The following is a 17,225-nucleotide window of genomic DNA, read 5'->3' on the forward strand; positions in this document are numbered from 1 at the left end:
GCGTGGGGCGAACCGTTCGAGGGGACGAAAGGCGAGATCGGCGAATGACAGCGACTTCCGACGCACGGCGCACCGAACCGAACGCTGTCCAGAACACAGTCTCGTCGTCCGCCGAAAAGCCGCGCTGGCGCGATCGCAAGAGGTACCTGTGGCCGCTCGGATTGCTCATCCCGCTCAGCCCGTTCATCTCCTGGTTTCTCGTCGACAACCTGCGTCTCGGATTGTTCTGGGCGACTGGCGCGTGGTTGCTGGTCATTGTCATCCCGATCATCGACATGCTGGCCGGTGAAGACGGCGAGAGTCCGCCGGACGATGCGATCCCCGGACTGCAGAAGGACCGCTACTACCGCTGGTGCACTTACGCGTTCCTCCCCTTGCAATATGCCGGTCTGGTCTTTGCCTGCTGGTGCTGGATCAACGCTCCGATGGGAATCGCGGAGAAGATCGCGATGTCGTTCACGGTGGGCGTCGTCGCCGGCGTGGGTATCAACGCAGCACACGAACTTGGCCACAAGAGCGAGAAGGTCGAGCAGTGGCTCGCGAAAGTGGCGCTTGCACAGTCCCTGTACGGGCACTTCTACGTCGAACACAACTTCGGCCACCATGTGCGTGTAGCTACTCCGCAGGACCCGGCCAGCTCGCGGTTCGGTGAGAGCTTTTGGAGGTTCTTGCCACGAAGTGTGGTCGGCGGCCTGCGTTCTGCCTGGCGTATCGAGAGCGCTCGACTCCAGCGGAAAGGCAAGCGAACCTGGAGTTTCGAAAACAACGTCCTCAACGCCTGGGCGATGAGTGTTGTCCTCTTCGCGACGCTGATCGGCATCTTCGGTTGGGAGGTAGCACCCTGGCTTCTGCTGCAGGCAGTCGCCGGATTCACCTTCCTCGAAGCCGCGAACTACCTCGAGCATTACGGTCTGCTGCGTGGCAAGCGTGCCGACGGCTCGTATGTGCGCTGCAGCCCGGCTGACAGTTGGAACAGCGATCACGTGGTGAGCAATCTGTTCCTCTATCAGTTGCAGCGACACAGCGACCACCACGCCAACCCGAAGCTGCGGTACCAAAGCTTGCGCAGCGCAGCCGAAGCCCCGCAACTTCCGGCCGGTTATGCGGTAATGATCGTGATCGCGTGGATTCCACCGCTGTGGCGCCGGGTGATGGATCAGAGATTGTTGGACTACTACGATGGCGACACAGAACGAATCAACGTCGGCTGATCCGCAGCCCTCTCTGAACTGTTCGGAGTTGTCGTCTCAGCGACCGTCGTCCCACACGGTGTTGCCGCTTGCAGTCGTCGACGGGTAGTCCTGGACGGCGTCCCAATGCTCGACGATCTTGCCGTTCTCGTCGAAGCGGAAGATATCCATCGAGCCGCTGCCGGCCGTTCCTTCACCGGACGAAGCGAAGGTCTGGACGAAGACGAAGTCTCCCTCGGCTACCGTTCGCGGAAACTTGGTGGCCTTGTCTCCGGTAACAGGTTCGATCCCGGCCAGTGCCGTGACAAACGCGTCCTTACCGTCTGCGAACGAGGGGTTGTGCTGCGTGTAGGTCGGGCCGACCAGCTGGTCGGCAGCCTCGGCGGCTTTGCCCTCGTTGAAGGCGAGCTGCAGGAATGTCAGGGCGTTGGCAGTGTTGCGCTCCAATACTTCTGACGTCTTGAGCGGCGAAGAGGTGGGCCCGTCGAACATCGTGTTCGGATTCGCGGACGTTTCCGGCACGTCTTGTATGGCATCCCAGTGTTCGACGATCTTGCCGTTGTCGACGCGGAAGATGTCGAACACGGCCTGGCCGCGGTCACCGGGTGCAGAAGTGGTGTGAGACTGGAGGGCAACAAGATCGCCCTCGGCGAAAACGCGAGTGATCTCGGCATGCAACCCGGGTGTGGCCTCGACGTAACCGCCTATGCCGCTGACAAATCCGGCTGCCCCGTCGGCGGCGGTGGGGTTGTGCTGGATGTAGACGTCGCCGATGTACCGGTCGGCAGCCTGCTGAACCTGACGGCCGTTGAACGCCAGTTCGTAGAAATCCGTGACGATGGTCTTGTTGGATTCGAGTTGATCGCCTTGTCCGGCAACAACATTTGCGGACGTCGTAGAACTGCTGGGGGTTGCGGATTCCGTGTCGTTGGAGCATGCGGTGAGCAGGAGGGCGGCGGCAGCGGGGATAGTCATCCAGGCTGCGCGCCTGCGGAGGTTGCCCATGCTCAGTGTGCGACGGTGAAACGCTGGCGACGGTGAGCCGGAGTCTCGATCTCGTCGACAAAAGCGTGTGCGTAATCTTCGCCCGCGATAGCGGAATTGCCTTCGGCGTCCGTCAGGAGAACGTCGCCACCCACCTGGAAGGATCCCTTCGGAGCGACGCCGGCGTGGGCGCCGAACGCTGCGGCCGGGCTCACATAGAACCAGTCGACATTGCTGTCAGTCGCGCGGAGCGCATCGAGGACCTCGGCGTGAGCGAGCGCCTCACCCTTGTATGCATCCGGGAAGTCGGGGGTGTCGACTACGCGTGGCCCGCCCTCGGAGACCAACAAGCTGCCGGCGCCACCGACTACGGCAATGCGAGCACCGTTGCGTGCGGCGGCATCTGCGAGGGGAGTGACGGCGTCGAGCAGGCGCTTGCCGTCGATCTCGCGGGCGGGGATGGCTACGACAACGACGTCGTTGTCCGCCGTGACCTGCTCCACGATCGTGTTGTCGTGAACGGAACCCTGTACGACATTCGCCTCGGTTCCGGACTGCGCACTGCGGGCGACGACGGTCACCTCGTGGCCGCGTGAAGTGGCTTCCTTCGCGATTGCACTTCCTGCAAAACCGTTTCCACCGAATACTGCGATCTTCGACATGGCGTGTGCCTTTCCTTGATGTCGTCGTTGTGCTTGTAGTAGTAAATTTATTCACCTAGAAGGCCGATGTCTCGGTCAGATGCGGGCAGTATTTGGTGAAAAACAGACATCTTGATGACGGTGGACCGACTGCTTCGTGTCGGCGTCGCGAACCGTAGGGTTGGTGCATGACTCTCACCGCCGACAACAACGCAGGTCCGCTGGCAATCGAGCGCTCGGACGTCGAAGCCGCACGGACTCGTATCGCAGGGGTGGCGCGGCATACCCCGATCTTTCGAACTGCGGTGCCGACGCCACACGGCGAGGTACCGGTTCTGTTCAAGCTCGAGTACCTCCAGCACGGCGGTTCCTTCAAAGTGCGCGGCAGTCTCAATGCAGTGGAACGAGCTGTAGCCAACGGCACCATGCCCGATGCCGGCGTGGTGATCGCGTCCGGTGGCAATGCTGCGATCGGAGCCGCGTGGGCGGCGCGGCGACGAGGACTCACATGCACAGTGGTGGTGCCGGAGACCGCGCCCGACGCAAAGGTGAAGGCGCTCGGGGAGTTGGGCGCCACCGTTCACAAGGTAGGCGATCGCTACGCACTCGCTGCTGCCGCTGCGGCGGAGATCGCACGCGCGAGCGGCGCGCTCGAACTGCACGCCTACGACCTGCCCGACATCGTCAGTGGGGCCGGCACCATCGCTCTCGAGATCGAAGACGAGGCGTCCGGACCGATCACGTATTGCATTGCAGTCGGCGGTGGTGGTTTGGTCTCTGGAATCGCCGCGGCGGCACGTCCCGAAGATCAAGTAGTAGCCGTCGAGCCGACCGGAGCCGCCACCTTGCATACCTCGCTCGATGCGGGTCGCCCGGTCGACATCGAAGTGAACAGCATCGCGGGGGATTCATTGGGGGCCACACGCATTGGCGCCATTGCCTGGGCGACACTGCACGAGAGTTCGGTAGACAGTGTTGTGGTCGAAGATGATTCGATCCGGCAGGCTCGGGCATTCCTGTGGCGGGAGTTCCGGATTCTGGTGGAGTTGGGAACCGCAGCAGCATTGGTTCCGGTTCTGAACGGGACGGTTACGCAGCCGTCCGGCGGTGAACTGTGCGTGGTTTTATGCGGCGCCAATACGCATCCGACCGACCTGTAATTTCTGCGGTCTGTTGGGCGTGTGTGAGAAAATCCCAGGTGGGTACCTCCGCAATATGAGTACCAGCAGCATTATCTGGATAATTGTTGCCGTGGTCGTGGTGATAGCGATCGTGGCCGCACTCCTGTGGGTGGCGCGAAACAGACGTGACGAGCGTCGACACATCGAGGCAGAACAGATCCGCGAAGACGTCGCAGACAAGTCGCTGCAAGTCGGCGAGCGCGAGGCGCGGGCAGAAGAGACAGCAGCCAAGGCGCGCATGGTGAAAGCGGAGGCGGACGCCAAAGCGGCGGAAGCGTCTGCGCTGCAACACCATGCAGCGCAGCACCGGAAAGAGGCGACGAGTTCTCGCGAGGAACTGAACCAGCAAAGAGATCACGCAGACACGATCGACCCGAAGGTTCCCAACCCGAAGGTCCCCAACCCCGAAGAACCGCGATCGGCGCCGGATCAGAACCCTCGCAACCCTTGACCTCGAAACCTTTCATGCACGCGTTCGAGGGAAGCGTCGGTCCGTATATGGTTCGTCGATCATGATGAACAAAGAATCGTCACCGCAGAACCAGAAAAGCGTCGCGTCGACGGCCGCTGACGTCGCGCAGAACAACGTCTTCGAGCGCTTTGCCCGTGCCGGATTCATCGTCAGCGGTGTCGTTCACCTGCTGATCGGATATATCGCGATCCGCGTTGCTCTCGGTGGATCCGGGTCTGCGGACCAATCGGGTGCGATGGCCGAGTTGGCAGGAAAGCCAGGGGGCGTCTTCGCCCTGTGGTTCGGCGTCGTCGCCTTCCTTGCCATGGCGTTGTGGAGATTGGCCGAGGCGGCGCTGGGAAGCTCGTCGTCGCCGTCCTCGGACGACAAGAAGAAGGAGTTCTTCGATCGCGCCAAAGCTTTGGGCATCTCGCTCGTCTATTTCGGTTTTGCGTTCACTGCATTCGGATTCGCGCGCGGTAGCGGTAAGTCGAGCAGTGGTCAGAGTGCGGGAATCACGGCACGTCTGATGGAGAACACGCTTGGAACTATCGCATTGGTGCTCGGCGGGATCGTCATCATCGCTGTTGGTCTTTACCACGTGTACAAGGGCGCGAGTCAGAACTTCCTGGATGATCTGAAAGGCACACCCAGCGCCTTCGTGCGCCGACTCGGAACCGTCGGGTACGTCGCCAAGGGCTTGGCCATTGCCGCGGTCGGCATTCTGGTTCTGCTCGCGGTCAACAACTCCGAACCAGGAAAGGCCTCCGGCCTCGACGGAGCGTTCAAGACGCTGGGTGCGCAACCGTACGGAGTCGCCCTGCTGATCCTTGCCGGATTGGGCATCATCACATACGGGCTCTACTGCTTCGTGATGGCGCGCTCGACGAAGATGTAGCGCCCGTAGGTAAGTGGGCCTATCCGAATGATCCGGTCTGGAAGCCGACGTCGCTGCCCGACGAACTTCCGGTCGAGCTACCGAATAGCGGTCGTCTCGGAACCAGATCATGCATCAGGTTCTCTGCTGCAGGGTCGATCATCGCCGCGTTTCCACCGTTCGCCAGAATCGTGATCGACCAGCCACTGTCGGGGACCAACAGGGTGATGCAGTTGGATCCCGTGCTGCCACCGTTCTTCTTGGCGAACCGTTGTGGGAAGTTCGGCGTCGGGGGTTGGAGCTGCCACGCCATTCCCATTCCGAAGGCCGGATTCTCCGGAGCCTGGGTGGCGATCTGATCGAGCGTCGAGGTCAGTACCTGTTTGAGCGGGTTATTGCCGTAGCCGAGAGTTGTTGCGGCCCAGATCGACATGTCCTCAGCGGTGCTGACCAGGCCACCCCCGCCTGCGATCGCACCCGTGTTGTTCCACAGAGGCGCTCTTGTGCCGTCGAGGTAGTACGGAACGGCCAGGTCGGTTGCCTTGGACTCGATCACGGTACCCATCATCCCGAGCGGGTCGGTGATTTCGCGGGCGACTGCCGCCGCGAAAGGCGGCTTTGCCTGTCCCGGAATGATTTTGTCTGCCATGAGTGTGCCGAGCAGTCCGAACCCGAAGTCCGAGTATATCCAGTGGCTACCGGGGGAGAACTCCAAGGCGCCGGCGTCTTGGAGTCCGTCCCAGAGCATATTTCTGGTGTACTTCGCCTTCTCGTCCGTGCACGATTGTGTGGGATCGGCACACCCTGCCGAAAGATTGGGTGGGTCGTCGCTGAGACCGGAGCGGTGGGTGACCAGTTGGCGAAGCGTGATCTCCTCACCACCGCTGCCTTTCGGCAGCGGGTTGCCATCCGAATACTTGCTCGCCAGGTCGTCCAATCCGACTTCTCCCCGAGCGATCAGTTTCGCAAGTAGTGCAGCGGTGAAGGTCTTGGTCTCCGAGGCGATCTCGAATTGCGTTCGCGGAGTGACTCTCACGCCGTTTTCGACGTCGGCATATCCGTAGTGGTACGTCGTCGTGACACCAGCCTTGCGGTTCTTCTCATCCGGTTTGACGATGGCGAAGGCAAGACCGGGAACTCCACTGTTCAACAGTGTCTCTGCGACGCGCTGTACCGCTTGGGCTTCTGCAGGATCGCCGATCCGTGAACCTGGATTGGGTGCCGTGGGGCCGGCGGCGCCGGCGGTCGACGAGGTCGCGAAGGTTATGACGGCGGTTGCCGCCAGCCCTGCAACGCTGATGAACTGTCGTCGTGACGTCCGGGCGGACCCTCGATCCTGGTTTTCCATTGTTTGCACATTACAACCAAAGTCGACTGGTTTGACTGTTTTGTCGGAATTGGCAAGGTGTGGTCCTTAGGGGACAGTGTCGCTAGATCACGCCGCCGTTGACGTAGATGACCTGGCCGTTGACCCAACGAGCTGGGCCGGCGAGGAACGCCACAGCCTCCGCGATATCCACCGGTGTGCCGAGCCGCTCCAGGGGAGCCAGCTTGGACAGATTCTCCACTGTAGCTTCGTCTTTCCCGTCCAAGAACAGATCGGTGGCTGTGGGACCAGGGGCTACCGCGTTGACCGTGATGTCACGTCCGCGTAGCTCTTTCGCGAGAACGAGGGTGATCGCGTCGACAGCACCTTTGGTGGCGGCGTACGCGGCATAGGTCGGGAATGCCAGCTTTTTCACCGAAGTAGAGAAATTGATGATCGCACCGCCGCGCCGGACACGTCTGGCTGCCTGCTGGTCGACCACGAAGGTTCCTCGGACGTTGGTCCGATGCATCCGATCGAAATCGTCGAAGTTCAGTTCGGCAACGGTGGAGAGGATCATGATTCCGGCTGCGTGAACGACGACGTCGATGCCTCCGAACTCCTTCTCTACCGTATCGAACAGTGTGGCGACTTCACCTTCGTCGGCGACGTCGGCATGCACCGCGATGGCGCGACCGCCCGCTGCGACGATGGTGTCGACTGTTTCCTGGGCGCGTTGACGGTTTCCTGAATAGTGCACGGCGACAGCCATTCCGTCGACGGCGAGCTTCTCTGCGGTCGCTCGCCCGATGCCGCCGGAAGCTCCGGTGACGATGGCGACGCGGGTAGTGGTGTCAGTCATGATGTAACTCCTGAACTGGTTTCGGTTGCATCGGACAGCTTGCGGAGCCACTCTCGCAGAAGGCCGACTTCGTTGGCGGAGAGGGAAGTTGAATCTGCGGCGGCCAGTTGGGCGTCGAGAGTGGATGCAACTCTGTTGAGTGAGGTTTCCGGGTGGGCGCCGGGTTCGTCGATGATGGACGCGAAGATTCCGTCGCGAACTCGCTGTGACAGCGTCGGATCAGGGTACTGTTCCGGCCTTACGACGAGCATCAGCGCGACGCCCGCATTGGCGGACATCACCATCTGCGTAGCCACGTCGACCGATACGGTCAGAACGCCTGCGGCAGCACATCGTTCGAGAACCGATCGAAGTAGCGCCTGAGCCTGCAATGCAGTGTCTGCGCTCTGGGCGGAGGGTGAGTGCATCAGCCGGTAGTGAGCGGGATGCGCGAGCGCGAAGGCTGTATGTGCATCCCAGCCGGCCCGTAGATCGGCAACGGGGTCATCGGAAGGTGTCGCAGCGCGTTTGCCTTCGAGATATTCGAAGAAACCTGCCTCGACGACGGCTGCGAGCAGTCCGTCCTTGTCGCCGAACTGGCGGTAGAGCGCGGGGGCGCCGACGCCGGCCATCTCGCACACGGCGCGGGTTGATATGTCGCCGTTGGGGGAGGTGTTGAGCAGCTCGGTCGCTGCGGCCAGAATCTTTGCTTTCGAGCTCATGTAAACAACGCTAACACAAATATGAAATCAACGCTATCAAGGTTTGGGTCATGCGAACGAACTACAGACACAGGGACCAGGGCTTGATCAGATGAGTGAGCCGGTCCGGCGACGGTTCTGTGTGGAGCGACGGCTAAAGCCGTTCTGTTCTCACACTCTGAACGAAGGAATTCTGGTGATCGACTCGGAAACTGCTGTCGCGCCCAATAATTCGCATTCCGGTCATCTGGGTTGGATCCTGCGGGTCGTCAGTGTCGCGGCGTGCGTTGCGGTTGCAACGGTCGTTGTCTCGCTGACGCTCGGGCCGCCATTCGCGCGGGCCTGGGCACAGTGGGTTGCTCGTCATGTAGGTGGGGACTTCGAGACGGGAGTCGTTGTCGGATTTATGGCTGGGCTTCTAGGCATCGCTGTGACTTTGTTTGCAGCGCTGATGAGTTCGTTGGCGTGGCGGCGCCGCGGTGGCCCGGCATTGTCGCTTGGTATCGGTGCCATTGCATTGCTTGCCGTTGTTCCCGGCGCGGTGAATTTGAGTATCGCGGTCGGTGCAGCAGGTTCCGGGGTAAGGGCGGCGGGGAGGATCCTCGACGTCGACGGGCCGGCGTTTCGTGGAGCCTGGGTAGCCGGATCAGTGGCGGGACTGTTGCTGTATATGGTCGGGGCGCTGCTGTTAGGGAGGAGCCTTCGTTCGACATTCGGGCCTGTCAGGCAGGCGGCGGCGGTGCCGCTTCCTGGGGTGGTCGGCTACACCGCCGATGGCCGACCCGTTTTTGCGCAAGTGGGCTTCACATCCGACGGGATTCCGGTACTCGCAGATCAGCTTGAAGTGCGCTATCCAGCGGGACCGGCGGTCGGAACGAATGCCTTGGCCATCGCCGCACTCGTACTTGGAATCTTCGGTGGGGTCTTTGCTATTCCAGTGGGACACGTGTCGCTGAATCAAATTCGCCAATCCGGCGAAAGTGGGCGCGGGTTGGCAGTGGCCGGTCTCGTCCTCGGTTATCTGTCGCTGGTCGTCATCATAGGTTTCGTATTGGTGGCTGTGTCCGCGACGTATCGGTAATTTGGGTCGCGCATCAGAGCGCGGTTGGCTGGAGTGGCTCGATGTCGAAGGTGCGAGGTTCGAACAGACCCAGAGTCCGGGTGCGAATGGAGGGTAAGGCTTCGTGGAAGCTCCCGCCGAGACGGTGGAGGGAGTTGAACGAGCGCGATTCCCAAACCGGAAACTCCCCGTCGGTGCCGCGGGATGCTGTGTCCCACAGCAGTGCGTCACCGTTTTCGCTCCATCCGAAAACCTGCAGCGCGTCGGGGAGTGACCAATTGCCGTCGGGTTCGATCATCCAATCGAACTCGTCATCCCGTCCTTCTCGGTAGACGGACCGAAGATGAGCGGTGAGGTTGCGGGCGCGCGCTTGCCAGCCGTCGGCAAATCCGGGAAGGACGGGCGGATAGATGAGCCAGAGTCCGAAGGTCCGCGCCCAACCTGCGTGCCTGATGAATGCGCGATAAGAATCGGGGAAGCCCTGCCGGTCGGGAAATCGATAGGAATCCATAAGGGCAAAATCGATATGCTCGAGCGTCGGTCGGCCGTCTACCGTAAGCGCGTTGGTTCCCTGTGCAAACACACCCTCAACGCTAGCAATAGCGAATGCCGCGCCGCCTTTTCGGCTATCGAAGCACGCCGGAATGGGTCACCGAGGCGTTTGCTCGGTGACCTCCGGGTTCAGAGTCGTGTGGTGGAGCGGCGGGGTTTCTGGTCCGGGTCGATGCCCGGTGGTGGGATGAACCAGGGCAGGTGATCGGTGCCCATTCGGATTTCCCATTGCCCGGTGAATCCGGGTTTTCGGTGCATCAGGGTGTGGTGGGATCGGCAGAGTAGGACCAGGTTGTCCATGACGGTTGGTCCGCCTTTGGCCCAGTGTTTGATGTGGTGCGCGTCGGTCCAGGCGGGGACGCAGTCGCAGCCGGGGAAGGCGCACCCTTTGTCTCGGGCGATCAGTGCGGTGCGTTGCGCCGCGGTGACAAGCCTTTTCAGTGGGCTGGCGTCGAGTGGGGCACCGTTCTCGTCGAGGAGGACGCTAGAGAGCATGCAGTCGCAGGCGATCATGCGGGTGCGGCCGACGCTCAGCGGTCCCATCCAGGGCATGTGCCCGACATCGAGATCTTGCATGCCAAGATCCGGCCTGTCGAGATCCGGCATGCCAAGGTCCAGGGTGTCGAGGTCGGCACCGTCGGATAGGTCGGGTGTCGAGGCATCACCTGTTGAGTGGCCTGTGGTGGAGGCGCATTCACGATGGAGCGCTAAATCTTTGGCGTTGATGTGCACGTTCAGGTGTGGGCGTTGGCCGCCGTCGATGCCGGTGGCCGCGTTGTCGAGGTAGCGCCGGATGAGTTCTGCCATGGCGTCGGCGTTGCGTGTGGCGGCGGATCGTTTGTCGGGTGTGCCGTCCTCGGCGGGGGTGGGCATCGAGAGGCTGGAGAGGGCTGAGAGAAGCATTTCGCCGGTTACACCGTCGAAATCGCCTCGGACGGCGACTCTTCCGTTGAGGGTGGGGGAGATGCGGAGTTCGTTGCGGTCGGTGTCTTCGCTTGGTGGTGGGTCGTCGGATTCGAACATGTGCTCGAGGACGCTGATGGCGTAGCGCAGTTTGACGGTGGTTGCTTCGGTTCCGGATGCTGCGGCGAGGAGTGTGTCGCGGCAGTGCGGTAGTGCGGCTTCGGGCATTGCTTTGGGTGGGGATTCGCAGAATGCCACGATCAGTGCTGCGTGTTCGAAAGTGAGGTCACCGGCATCGAATTGGTTCTCGATCTCGGGAAATGATCGTAGGGCTTTTCCCAGGGCTGCGATTCTTCTGCCGGCGGGGATTTGCAGCATGGTGTGGTGTGCGAGCCATTCTCCGGTGCCGCGGTAGCAGAGCACTTGTTCGTCTGGGTTCAACGTCAAGGTGTCGAGGGCGGCTACTCGAATGGCTTCCAGGCGAAGGATTTCCGCTGATGCAGCGATGGCGATCTCGCGGACGTCGGTGGGGTGTAGCCGCCACAATCGTGCGCGCACTCCCACGGCGGAGCTGTTGACCACGTCGGCGACAGCATCATTGCCAGTGACAGCGTCGTCGGTGATGTTGATCGTCATGAGAACCCCCCGTTCCACCCCTCATCTTACTCGAACAAACTTTCGAGTCAAGCGCTTTTTTGGGAAGGTGAGGTGGGCCCGTCCGTAGCGATTCTGTTGTTCGAGAGCAGATTCCGTCAATTTTCGGTTCGTTGAAGGAAGGGGCGGGGCCAGGCGCCGAGTGCAAGGACGGCGAGGATCGTCTGGACGAGTCCGGTGGTGAAGAAGATGCCTTGCAGCGGCGACCAGGCGAGAACGATGGCGATCTCGACGAAGATCCAGATCATCATGGTCAGGCCGGCGGCCGCGTGCAGGCCCCACGTCAGGCGGAACCTGTTGTGCTGAGCGAAGAGCGCGGCGGCTTGGATGCCTCCGACGACAACGCCGAGGAGGATTCCGGGCCAGAAATAAGAAGGAAAGACGGTTCCCTCGATCCACTCCGGAGGCAGGCCCATCCCGCCGCCGATCGTCAGGCCCGCCATTCCTACGAGCGCAGAGAGCAGGTTTAGCCACGCGATGGCGGACAGACCGATCCGGAGACCCCGTGGAGGGAGCGATGTGGACGTCATGCCTGACAACGATAGAGAGGGTCAGTCGAGCCCGTCCATGTTCCTGCGCGTTGCCGCGCTGGCAGCGTCGGCATCACCCGCGACGATTGCTTCCACCAGATCTCGGTGGGCAGCGGCTTCGTCGTCGATGGATTGGGGGTTTCGTGCCGTGACGTCGGTGATCACGTCCAGGGCCGAGTTTCGGAGCGTTTCGATGAATGAGTCGAACACCATCGACAACACGCCGTTGTGTGCTGCATTCACCACGGCGCGATGTAGTTCCATGTCAGTGTCGACGAATTCTGTTGGTGTCGAGGCATTTTCACGGGCTTCGAGTGCTGCTCGTAACAGGTCGACGTCGGCAGAGGTCCGACGCATGGCAGCCAGACGGCCCGCTTCCACCTCCAGCAGTCTGCGCACTTCGTAGACTTCGCGGCGGTCCGAGCGTTTGAGCTCTCGCTCGAGTTCTGTGACCGGAGTCGAGGACATGACGTAGGTGCCGGATCCTTGATGAGAGTAGAGCTGTCCCGACGCAATCAGTGCACGCACGGCTTCCCGGCCGGTCGAACGCCCGACGCCGAGGAGTGTGCTCAGATCCTGCTCGTTCGGGATTTTCGTCCCGACCGGCCACTCGCCGTCGCCGATGAGGCGCGCAAGTTCGTCCGCGGCTTTCTGTACCAACGACTGCTGCTTGACCTGGCGCACTGCCATGTATCTGCTCCTGACTGACTCGGTGAACCGCAGTGGAGCGGCCCACCGAGTGATACTTCATGTCCTCCGATGAATCTTCAGACTACGGTGCAGTCTCTTGGTTTATCGAAGGGCGATGACGTCCAGTTCGCGCTCCGTCTCGTCTTCCGGGTCGAGGCGTCGATCGCGCAAGGTGAATGCGATGACGGCTCCGACCAACAGCACTGCAGTTGTCGCCCCGATCGCCATGCGCGGTCCGAAGTGATCTGCCAGGTAGCCGAACAGCGGAGATGCGATGCCTCCCACGGACATCGCGAGTCCGAGCGTCACCCCACTTGCTGTGCCGGGGCGATTCGGTAGGTAGTCCTGAGCCAACGTCACCTGTGGCGCGAAGGGCAGGAACATCGCGAATCCGAGGCAGACGATTCCCAGTTCGGCAATCGCAACCTGCGGGGCGGCAGCGAGCAGTGCCAGTGAAGGTACCGCAAGCAGGTAGCCGAGTCGGATGGATGCGCGTCGACCACGACGGTCCGCGAGGACTCCACCCAGTAGCGTTCCGGCCGCTCCTGCCAATGTGAAGGAGGACAACACGATTGCAGCACTCGAGGATGATCCGTTCAGTCCGTTGAGCACGTACGGTGAGACCAACGACAGTGTGGTCACGTACGGAATCGACCAACAGACCGTTACCAGCACGAGTCGGGTGAACGAGCGCCAATCGTCTGACACGGGACCGTTCGCTGCCAGTTGCGCACTCAGCGACTGGGCTGACTCGGCCTCACCCGTGTTGACCGATCGCGACTGGGCGACCATCCACCAAATAGCCGCCACCACTGCAGGAACTGCGAGTAGGTAGCCGCCGGACAATCCGAGCGAGCCAACGACGAGCGTGACAAACGGTGGCGCCAGCGAGGCGCCCAACGTGCCGCCCACGGAGAACACGCTCATGGCTTTCTGCGAATGACCTCCAGCCGCGCGTGCCAAATTTGTGGCGGGCGGATGGTATGCGGCGATGCCGATGCCTGCCACGGCAATTGCCAGCCAAGTGACGATGTAGGTGGTGCTCATCGCTGCCACGACAATTCCTGCTGCGGCCGTCACAAAACCCGTGGGTACCAGCCAGTTTCGGCTCTTTCGATCGACCAGCATGCCGAATGCGGGTTGCACGACACTGGACAGGCCGGTCGCGGCGAGCGTGATTCCGGCGACTGCGGAGTAGGAATATCCGCGTTCGAGCATCATGAATGGCAGTAGCGCAGGCACAGCCCCCTGGTACAGATCATTCACGACGTGTGTGCCGGTGAGAAATGCAACTTGCCCCTTCTTCATCTCCTTGGGCATCCCTTCGTTCAGGTCTTCAAGTCCTCAGGTCCTCTGAGGACTTGAAAGTTACCACGATCCCGCGGGCGCACGGTTGTGTTGGAGACCTGGATCTCTTTCGAGACGATTGACTAACGCGCAGCAGTCTCAGCATTGCGGGCGGCGAGTTGTGCGAAAGCGTGGGTCAGTTCTGCCGGGCCGACGACTTCGATGTCGGTGTCGAATCGGTTGAAAGAGGCTGCCAGCGCCGTCCACGACCATGATCCGGCTTCCAGGCTGCACTGCTCAGGGCCAAGATCTTCGACGATGCCGTCCCCGACAAAGGGAAGAACATAACTGGCTGGTCGATGGAGAACGACCTTGCCGTGGCACGGCCATTTGTTGATATGTTCCGATCCTTTGAAGCGCGCGGACACGTATTCGCTGACGTCGCCGCCGGGGATTTCCTTCGGCGTGAACCGGGGACCGTTCGGGGTGCGTGGGGTGATGCGATCGGCGCGGAAGATTCGCCAGTCGTCTCGCTCGAGATCCCACGCGACGAGGTACCAGCGACGCTTGGATGTCACCAGATGATGTGGCTCCACTCGGCGTGGGGGTGTTATTTCGCTGTTGTCGGTTGAGTGGTCGTTCGAGTAATCGAAGCGGAGCACCTCGCGAGCGCGTACCGCTGCGGAAATCGCGACGAGCACTTCTGGCGACACAGGGTCTATGCCGCCAGAATCGGTCGGGACCGTGGTGAACGTGAGTGCGTCGAGGCGATGGCGCAGGCGCGACGGCATCACTTGCCGCACCGTGGTCAACGCTCGCACTGCGTCCTCTTCGATGCCGACGCCGGTCAGCGTCGCCGCCTGCAGAGCGACTGCCAAGGCGATGACCTGATCGTCGTCGAACAGCAGGGGTGGTAGCTCGCTGCCGGCGTCGAGTCGGTATCCGCCGTCCGGGCCCATGGTCGCCGCAATGCTGTAACCCATCTCCCGGAGCCGGTCGATGTCGCGGCGGACCGTGCGGTGGCTGATGTCGAGCCGCTCGGCGAGTAGAGCGCCCGGCCAGTCGCGCCTCGTCTGCAAGAGGGACAGCAGATTCAAGAGCCGAGTGGTGGTCGCCATGCCGCCGAGACTACGACGAGTCTAGGACGAAAACAGTCCTATACGGCTGTGAGAGTCGACGTTGTCAGGGAAAACCCGGGCGACGTTCGTACCAGGAGCAGACATGAGCATCAAGACAACGACCCACCTCAACTTCCGCGGAGACGCCCGCGAGGCTCTGGAGTTCTACCAGTCCGTCTTCGGCGGCCAGGTCACGATTGCTACCTACGGCGACTTCGGCATGCCCAAGGATGTGCCTGGCGCTGCGAACATTGTGTTCGGCGAAGTCGAAACCGCGGATGGCTTCAGCGTGATGGCGTACGACATCCCAGGACAGTCGGGCGGTTCGGCCGCCAATGCCGGCACGACGCACCGCGAGAACGGCGCCACGATCACCGACCAACCGTTCTTCGTCTCGGTTCGCGGTGAATCGCTCGAAGAGGTGCAGAGTTACTGGGCCAAACTCTCTGTCGGTGGATCCATCATCGAGGGTCTTGCCGCGGCGGCGTGGAGCCCCGGTTTCGGCATGCTCACCGACGCGTTCGGGGTGACGTGGATCCTCGACGTCGCTGCCGGCGAAAACCCAGCCTGATCATTCAGACGACAAAGCCGCTGGCACCGAAAGGTGTCCAGCGGCTCCAACGCGTCGGTGCCCGTCTTGCGCCTCTCGGCAAGCGGCCACTCGAAGTGGCAATTCTGGGGTGGTACCCGGGGCAAAGAACCGAACACCGACACCATCTCCAACGAGCCTCCACACGGAGTTATTCCATGCTGACTTGTGCCGCGGTCAATCGTGGTCCTGCTCATCGCTCAGCTCCGGCAGAGCTGGCGACAACGGCTTCGATTCTCTGAGGTGCGCGTCGTAGCACCTCGAGGATTGCCTGGGTATGAGATTCCCTGGTCAGTAGGCGAAGCACGAGAACGGCTCAGGCCCTCATCTCGGTGTGAGATGGGGGCCTGAGGTGAGGATCTGAATCAGCCGGTTACGCCGGTCAATTCGTTCGGGGCGTGATCGAGGGTGGTCTCGGTCAGGATGCTGCCGTCCTCGAGGTCGACTGCGATCAGCTTCTTCGACGCGGGGTCGGTGACGTAGGCGGTGTGATCTTCTACGAAGAGCGCGGGCCTGGGCTCTTGCCACTTGGTGGGCTCGGTCCATGCGTCGATAACGGCGATCTTCTTGGTGACGACGCCGGTGTTCGGGTCGATGACATGGATGGCGCCGTCGGTGCCGAGCACCAGTGCCTCTCCGTGCGGTCCGCGGCCGAGTGAGCGGAAGGTGTAGCTGGTGCCGAGGTCGACGAGCTTGAGTTCGGACGTTGTCGTGTTGGTCAAGGAGACCCGTTGCGGCCGTTCGAGTTCGGCGTCCTTGTCAGTCTTGTAGTCACCCAGCACGATATCCGACTCCTCCGAGCCTGCCTGATTTCCGATGCGGCCGTATGCATCCGGACTCTGGACCTTGGTGATCGCTCCGTTCTTGTACACGAGCAACCCGTCCTGGCAGCCCAGCACGATGGCTTCGCCGGCAGCGACTGCTTCGCCGTGGACACCGGGGCACTGTTCGTTGCGCAGGATTTCCTTGCGGTCGGCATCCAGGACGGCAATGCCGTTGCGGGACTCCGAATTTCCGATTGTCGTCAACAGGCTTCCGTCGGCAAGTGCGACGGCAACACCGTGATGGGGTTCCGGGGTGGTGTACGTCTCGACGCGGGGCTGACGTTTTGCCAACTGAACCGGGTCGAAGATCTCGACCAGTCCCGAGCCGTCGTTGAAGAGGACCGTCTTTCCGGCATGGCGTACGACGTGTCCAGGCTCGTTGGCTGCGAACTCGACCTCGGACATCGCGGGATCGGCTGTGTAGTAATGAGAATGGTCACCGTGGGCCGAAGACCACGTGCCGGTGTCGAGCACCTTGAATGCTTCACCGGCAGAGATCATGACGTGGCGACCGTCACCGGCCGGGTTGAGTCGGGTGAAGCCGTCGATCTCGGTCTCGCCGACCACGTCGAGGGAGGTTGCATCCAGCACCAGGACGCCGCCGTCGTACGACACGGCGAGACGTGTTGTTGCCGAGGCCTGTTCGGTTGGTGCGGCCGACGTCGTGGTCGTGATTTCGGGCTGGGCGGAGTCCTTGTTGTCGGACGAGCAGCCCGTAACGAGGGCGAGCGAGAGGCCTACTGATGTGGCAAGGGTGAGGCGCCGCGACATGCGGGTGTTGAGGTGCATGGGTATAGATCTACTGCTTAATGTAAATGATTGTCAAAGTCGTGTATGCGAATGTTC

General features: G+C 61.7%; 18 protein-coding genes. 6 read left to right on the forward strand and 12 right to left on the reverse strand.

All coding sequences use genetic code 11. The annotated features are described in order from the left end of the window. Window positions 1-44: 44 nt before the first annotated feature. On the forward strand, window positions 45-1,211 hold the full coding sequence (locus ACFQ6Y_RS01885; protein WP_378628332.1) for an alkane 1-monooxygenase: 1,167 nt from the start codon (window positions 45-47) through the stop codon (window positions 1,209-1,211). 36 nt (window positions 1,212-1,247) lie between these two features. Here the strand turns inward: ACFQ6Y_RS01885 and ACFQ6Y_RS01890 are convergent, their stop codons facing one another. Both ACFQ6Y_RS01890 and ACFQ6Y_RS01895 read right to left on the reverse strand, forming a co-directional pair. Continuing rightward, window positions 1,248-2,165 (reverse strand): nuclear transport factor 2 family protein, encoded by a 918-nt coding sequence (locus tag ACFQ6Y_RS01890; protein WP_378628336.1) that lies wholly within the window; start codon window positions 2,163-2,165, stop codon window positions 1,248-1,250. Window positions 2,166-2,197: 32 nt separating this feature from the next. After that, window positions 2,198-2,836 (reverse strand): NAD(P)-dependent oxidoreductase, encoded by a 639-nt coding sequence (locus ACFQ6Y_RS01895; protein ID WP_378628339.1) that lies wholly within the window; start codon window positions 2,834-2,836, stop codon window positions 2,198-2,200. A 167-nt stretch (window positions 2,837-3,003) separates the two neighbouring features. Between ACFQ6Y_RS01895 and ACFQ6Y_RS01900 the strand changes: the two genes are divergently transcribed. The 3 genes from ACFQ6Y_RS01900 (at window position 3,004) to ACFQ6Y_RS01910 (ending at window position 5,345) form a co-directional block, all read left to right on the forward strand. After that, entirely contained in the window at window positions 3,004-3,975 is a 972-nt protein-coding gene (locus ACFQ6Y_RS01900; protein ID WP_378628342.1) for a serine/threonine dehydratase, read from the forward strand. A 55-nt stretch (window positions 3,976-4,030) separates the two neighbouring features. Continuing rightward, complete coding sequence (locus ACFQ6Y_RS01905) at window positions 4,031-4,447, forward strand: hypothetical protein (protein ID WP_378447400.1); 417 nt, start codon at window positions 4,031-4,033, stop codon at window positions 4,445-4,447. 61 nt (window positions 4,448-4,508) lie between these two features. Beyond that, window positions 4,509-5,345, forward strand: a complete 837-nt coding sequence (locus ACFQ6Y_RS01910) for a DUF1206 domain-containing protein (protein WP_378628345.1) — start codon at window positions 4,509-4,511, stop codon at window positions 5,343-5,345. Window positions 5,346-5,364: 19 nt separating this feature from the next. On the opposite strand, the gene ACFQ6Y_RS01915 is transcribed toward ACFQ6Y_RS01910, so the two are convergent. The 3 genes from ACFQ6Y_RS01915 to ACFQ6Y_RS01925 all read right to left on the reverse strand — a co-directional run bounded on the left by ACFQ6Y_RS01915 (window position 5,365) and on the right by ACFQ6Y_RS01925 (window position 8,193). Then, the gene (locus ACFQ6Y_RS01915; RefSeq protein ID WP_378628348.1) at window positions 5,365-6,672 is read right to left on the reverse strand and encodes a serine hydrolase domain-containing protein; all 1,308 of its coding nucleotides are present in this window, start codon (window positions 6,670-6,672) and stop codon (window positions 5,365-5,367) included. An 82-nt stretch (window positions 6,673-6,754) separates the two neighbouring features. Continuing rightward, window positions 6,755-7,492, reverse strand: a complete 738-nt coding sequence (locus ACFQ6Y_RS01920) for an SDR family oxidoreductase (protein WP_378628351.1) — start codon at window positions 7,490-7,492, stop codon at window positions 6,755-6,757. After that, complete coding sequence (locus ACFQ6Y_RS01925) at window positions 7,489-8,193, reverse strand: TetR/AcrR family transcriptional regulator (protein ID WP_378628354.1); 705 nt, start codon at window positions 8,191-8,193, stop codon at window positions 7,489-7,491. Before ACFQ6Y_RS01925 ends, ACFQ6Y_RS01920 begins: the two co-directional genes overlap by 4 nt. Before the next feature lie 175 nt (window positions 8,194-8,368). Between ACFQ6Y_RS01925 and ACFQ6Y_RS01930 the strand changes: the two genes are divergently transcribed. Continuing rightward, a complete protein-coding gene (locus ACFQ6Y_RS01930) occupies window positions 8,369-9,253 on the forward strand; it encodes a DUF4190 domain-containing protein (protein ID WP_378628358.1) in 885 nt (294 codons plus the stop codon). A gap of 13 nt (window positions 9,254-9,266) precedes the next feature. On the opposite strand, the gene ACFQ6Y_RS01935 is transcribed toward ACFQ6Y_RS01930, so the two are convergent. The 6 genes from ACFQ6Y_RS01935 to ACFQ6Y_RS01960 form a co-directional block, all read right to left on the reverse strand. After that, window positions 9,267-9,815 (reverse strand): hypothetical protein, encoded by a 549-nt coding sequence (locus ACFQ6Y_RS01935; RefSeq protein WP_378628362.1) that lies wholly within the window; start codon window positions 9,813-9,815, stop codon window positions 9,267-9,269. Window positions 9,816-9,913: 98 nt separating this feature from the next. Further along, window positions 9,914-11,323, reverse strand: a complete 1,410-nt coding sequence (locus tag ACFQ6Y_RS01940; protein ID WP_378628365.1) for a DUF222 domain-containing protein — start codon at window positions 11,321-11,323, stop codon at window positions 9,914-9,916. Window positions 11,324-11,439: 116 nt separating this feature from the next. Beyond that, a complete protein-coding gene (locus ACFQ6Y_RS01945; protein ID WP_378628367.1) occupies window positions 11,440-11,871 on the reverse strand; it encodes a hypothetical protein in 432 nt (143 codons plus the stop codon). 21 nt (window positions 11,872-11,892) lie between these two features. Then, window positions 11,893-12,561 carry a FadR/GntR family transcriptional regulator gene (locus tag ACFQ6Y_RS01950; protein ID WP_378628370.1) on the reverse strand — a complete coding sequence of 223 codons (669 nt, stop codon included), beginning with the start codon at window positions 12,559-12,561 and terminating at the stop codon, window positions 11,893-11,895. 102 nt (window positions 12,562-12,663) lie between these two features. Continuing rightward, on the reverse strand, window positions 12,664-13,869 hold the full coding sequence (locus tag ACFQ6Y_RS01955; protein WP_378628372.1) for an MFS transporter: 1,206 nt from the start codon (window positions 13,867-13,869) through the stop codon (window positions 12,664-12,666). A gap of 122 nt (window positions 13,870-13,991) precedes the next feature. Beyond that, window positions 13,992-14,966 carry a helix-turn-helix transcriptional regulator gene (locus tag ACFQ6Y_RS01960; protein ID WP_378628374.1) on the reverse strand — a complete coding sequence of 325 codons (975 nt, stop codon included), beginning with the start codon at window positions 14,964-14,966 and terminating at the stop codon, window positions 13,992-13,994. A gap of 103 nt (window positions 14,967-15,069) precedes the next feature. Here ACFQ6Y_RS01960 and ACFQ6Y_RS01965 point away from each other — a divergent pair, with 103 nt between their 5' ends. Beyond that, complete coding sequence (locus tag ACFQ6Y_RS01965) at window positions 15,070-15,537, forward strand: VOC family protein (protein ID WP_378628376.1); 468 nt, start codon at window positions 15,070-15,072, stop codon at window positions 15,535-15,537. A gap of 383 nt (window positions 15,538-15,920) precedes the next feature. On the opposite strand, the gene aztD is transcribed toward ACFQ6Y_RS01965, so the two are convergent. Next, a complete protein-coding gene (aztD, locus tag ACFQ6Y_RS01970) occupies window positions 15,921-17,168 on the reverse strand; it encodes a zinc metallochaperone AztD (protein ID WP_378628377.1) in 1,248 nt (415 codons plus the stop codon). Window positions 17,169-17,225: the final 57 nt, after the last annotated feature.

The organism is Rhodococcus sp. NPDC056516, assembly GCF_042794655.1.
GTDB lineage: Bacteria > Actinomycetota > Actinomycetes > Mycobacteriales > Mycobacteriaceae > Rhodococcus_F.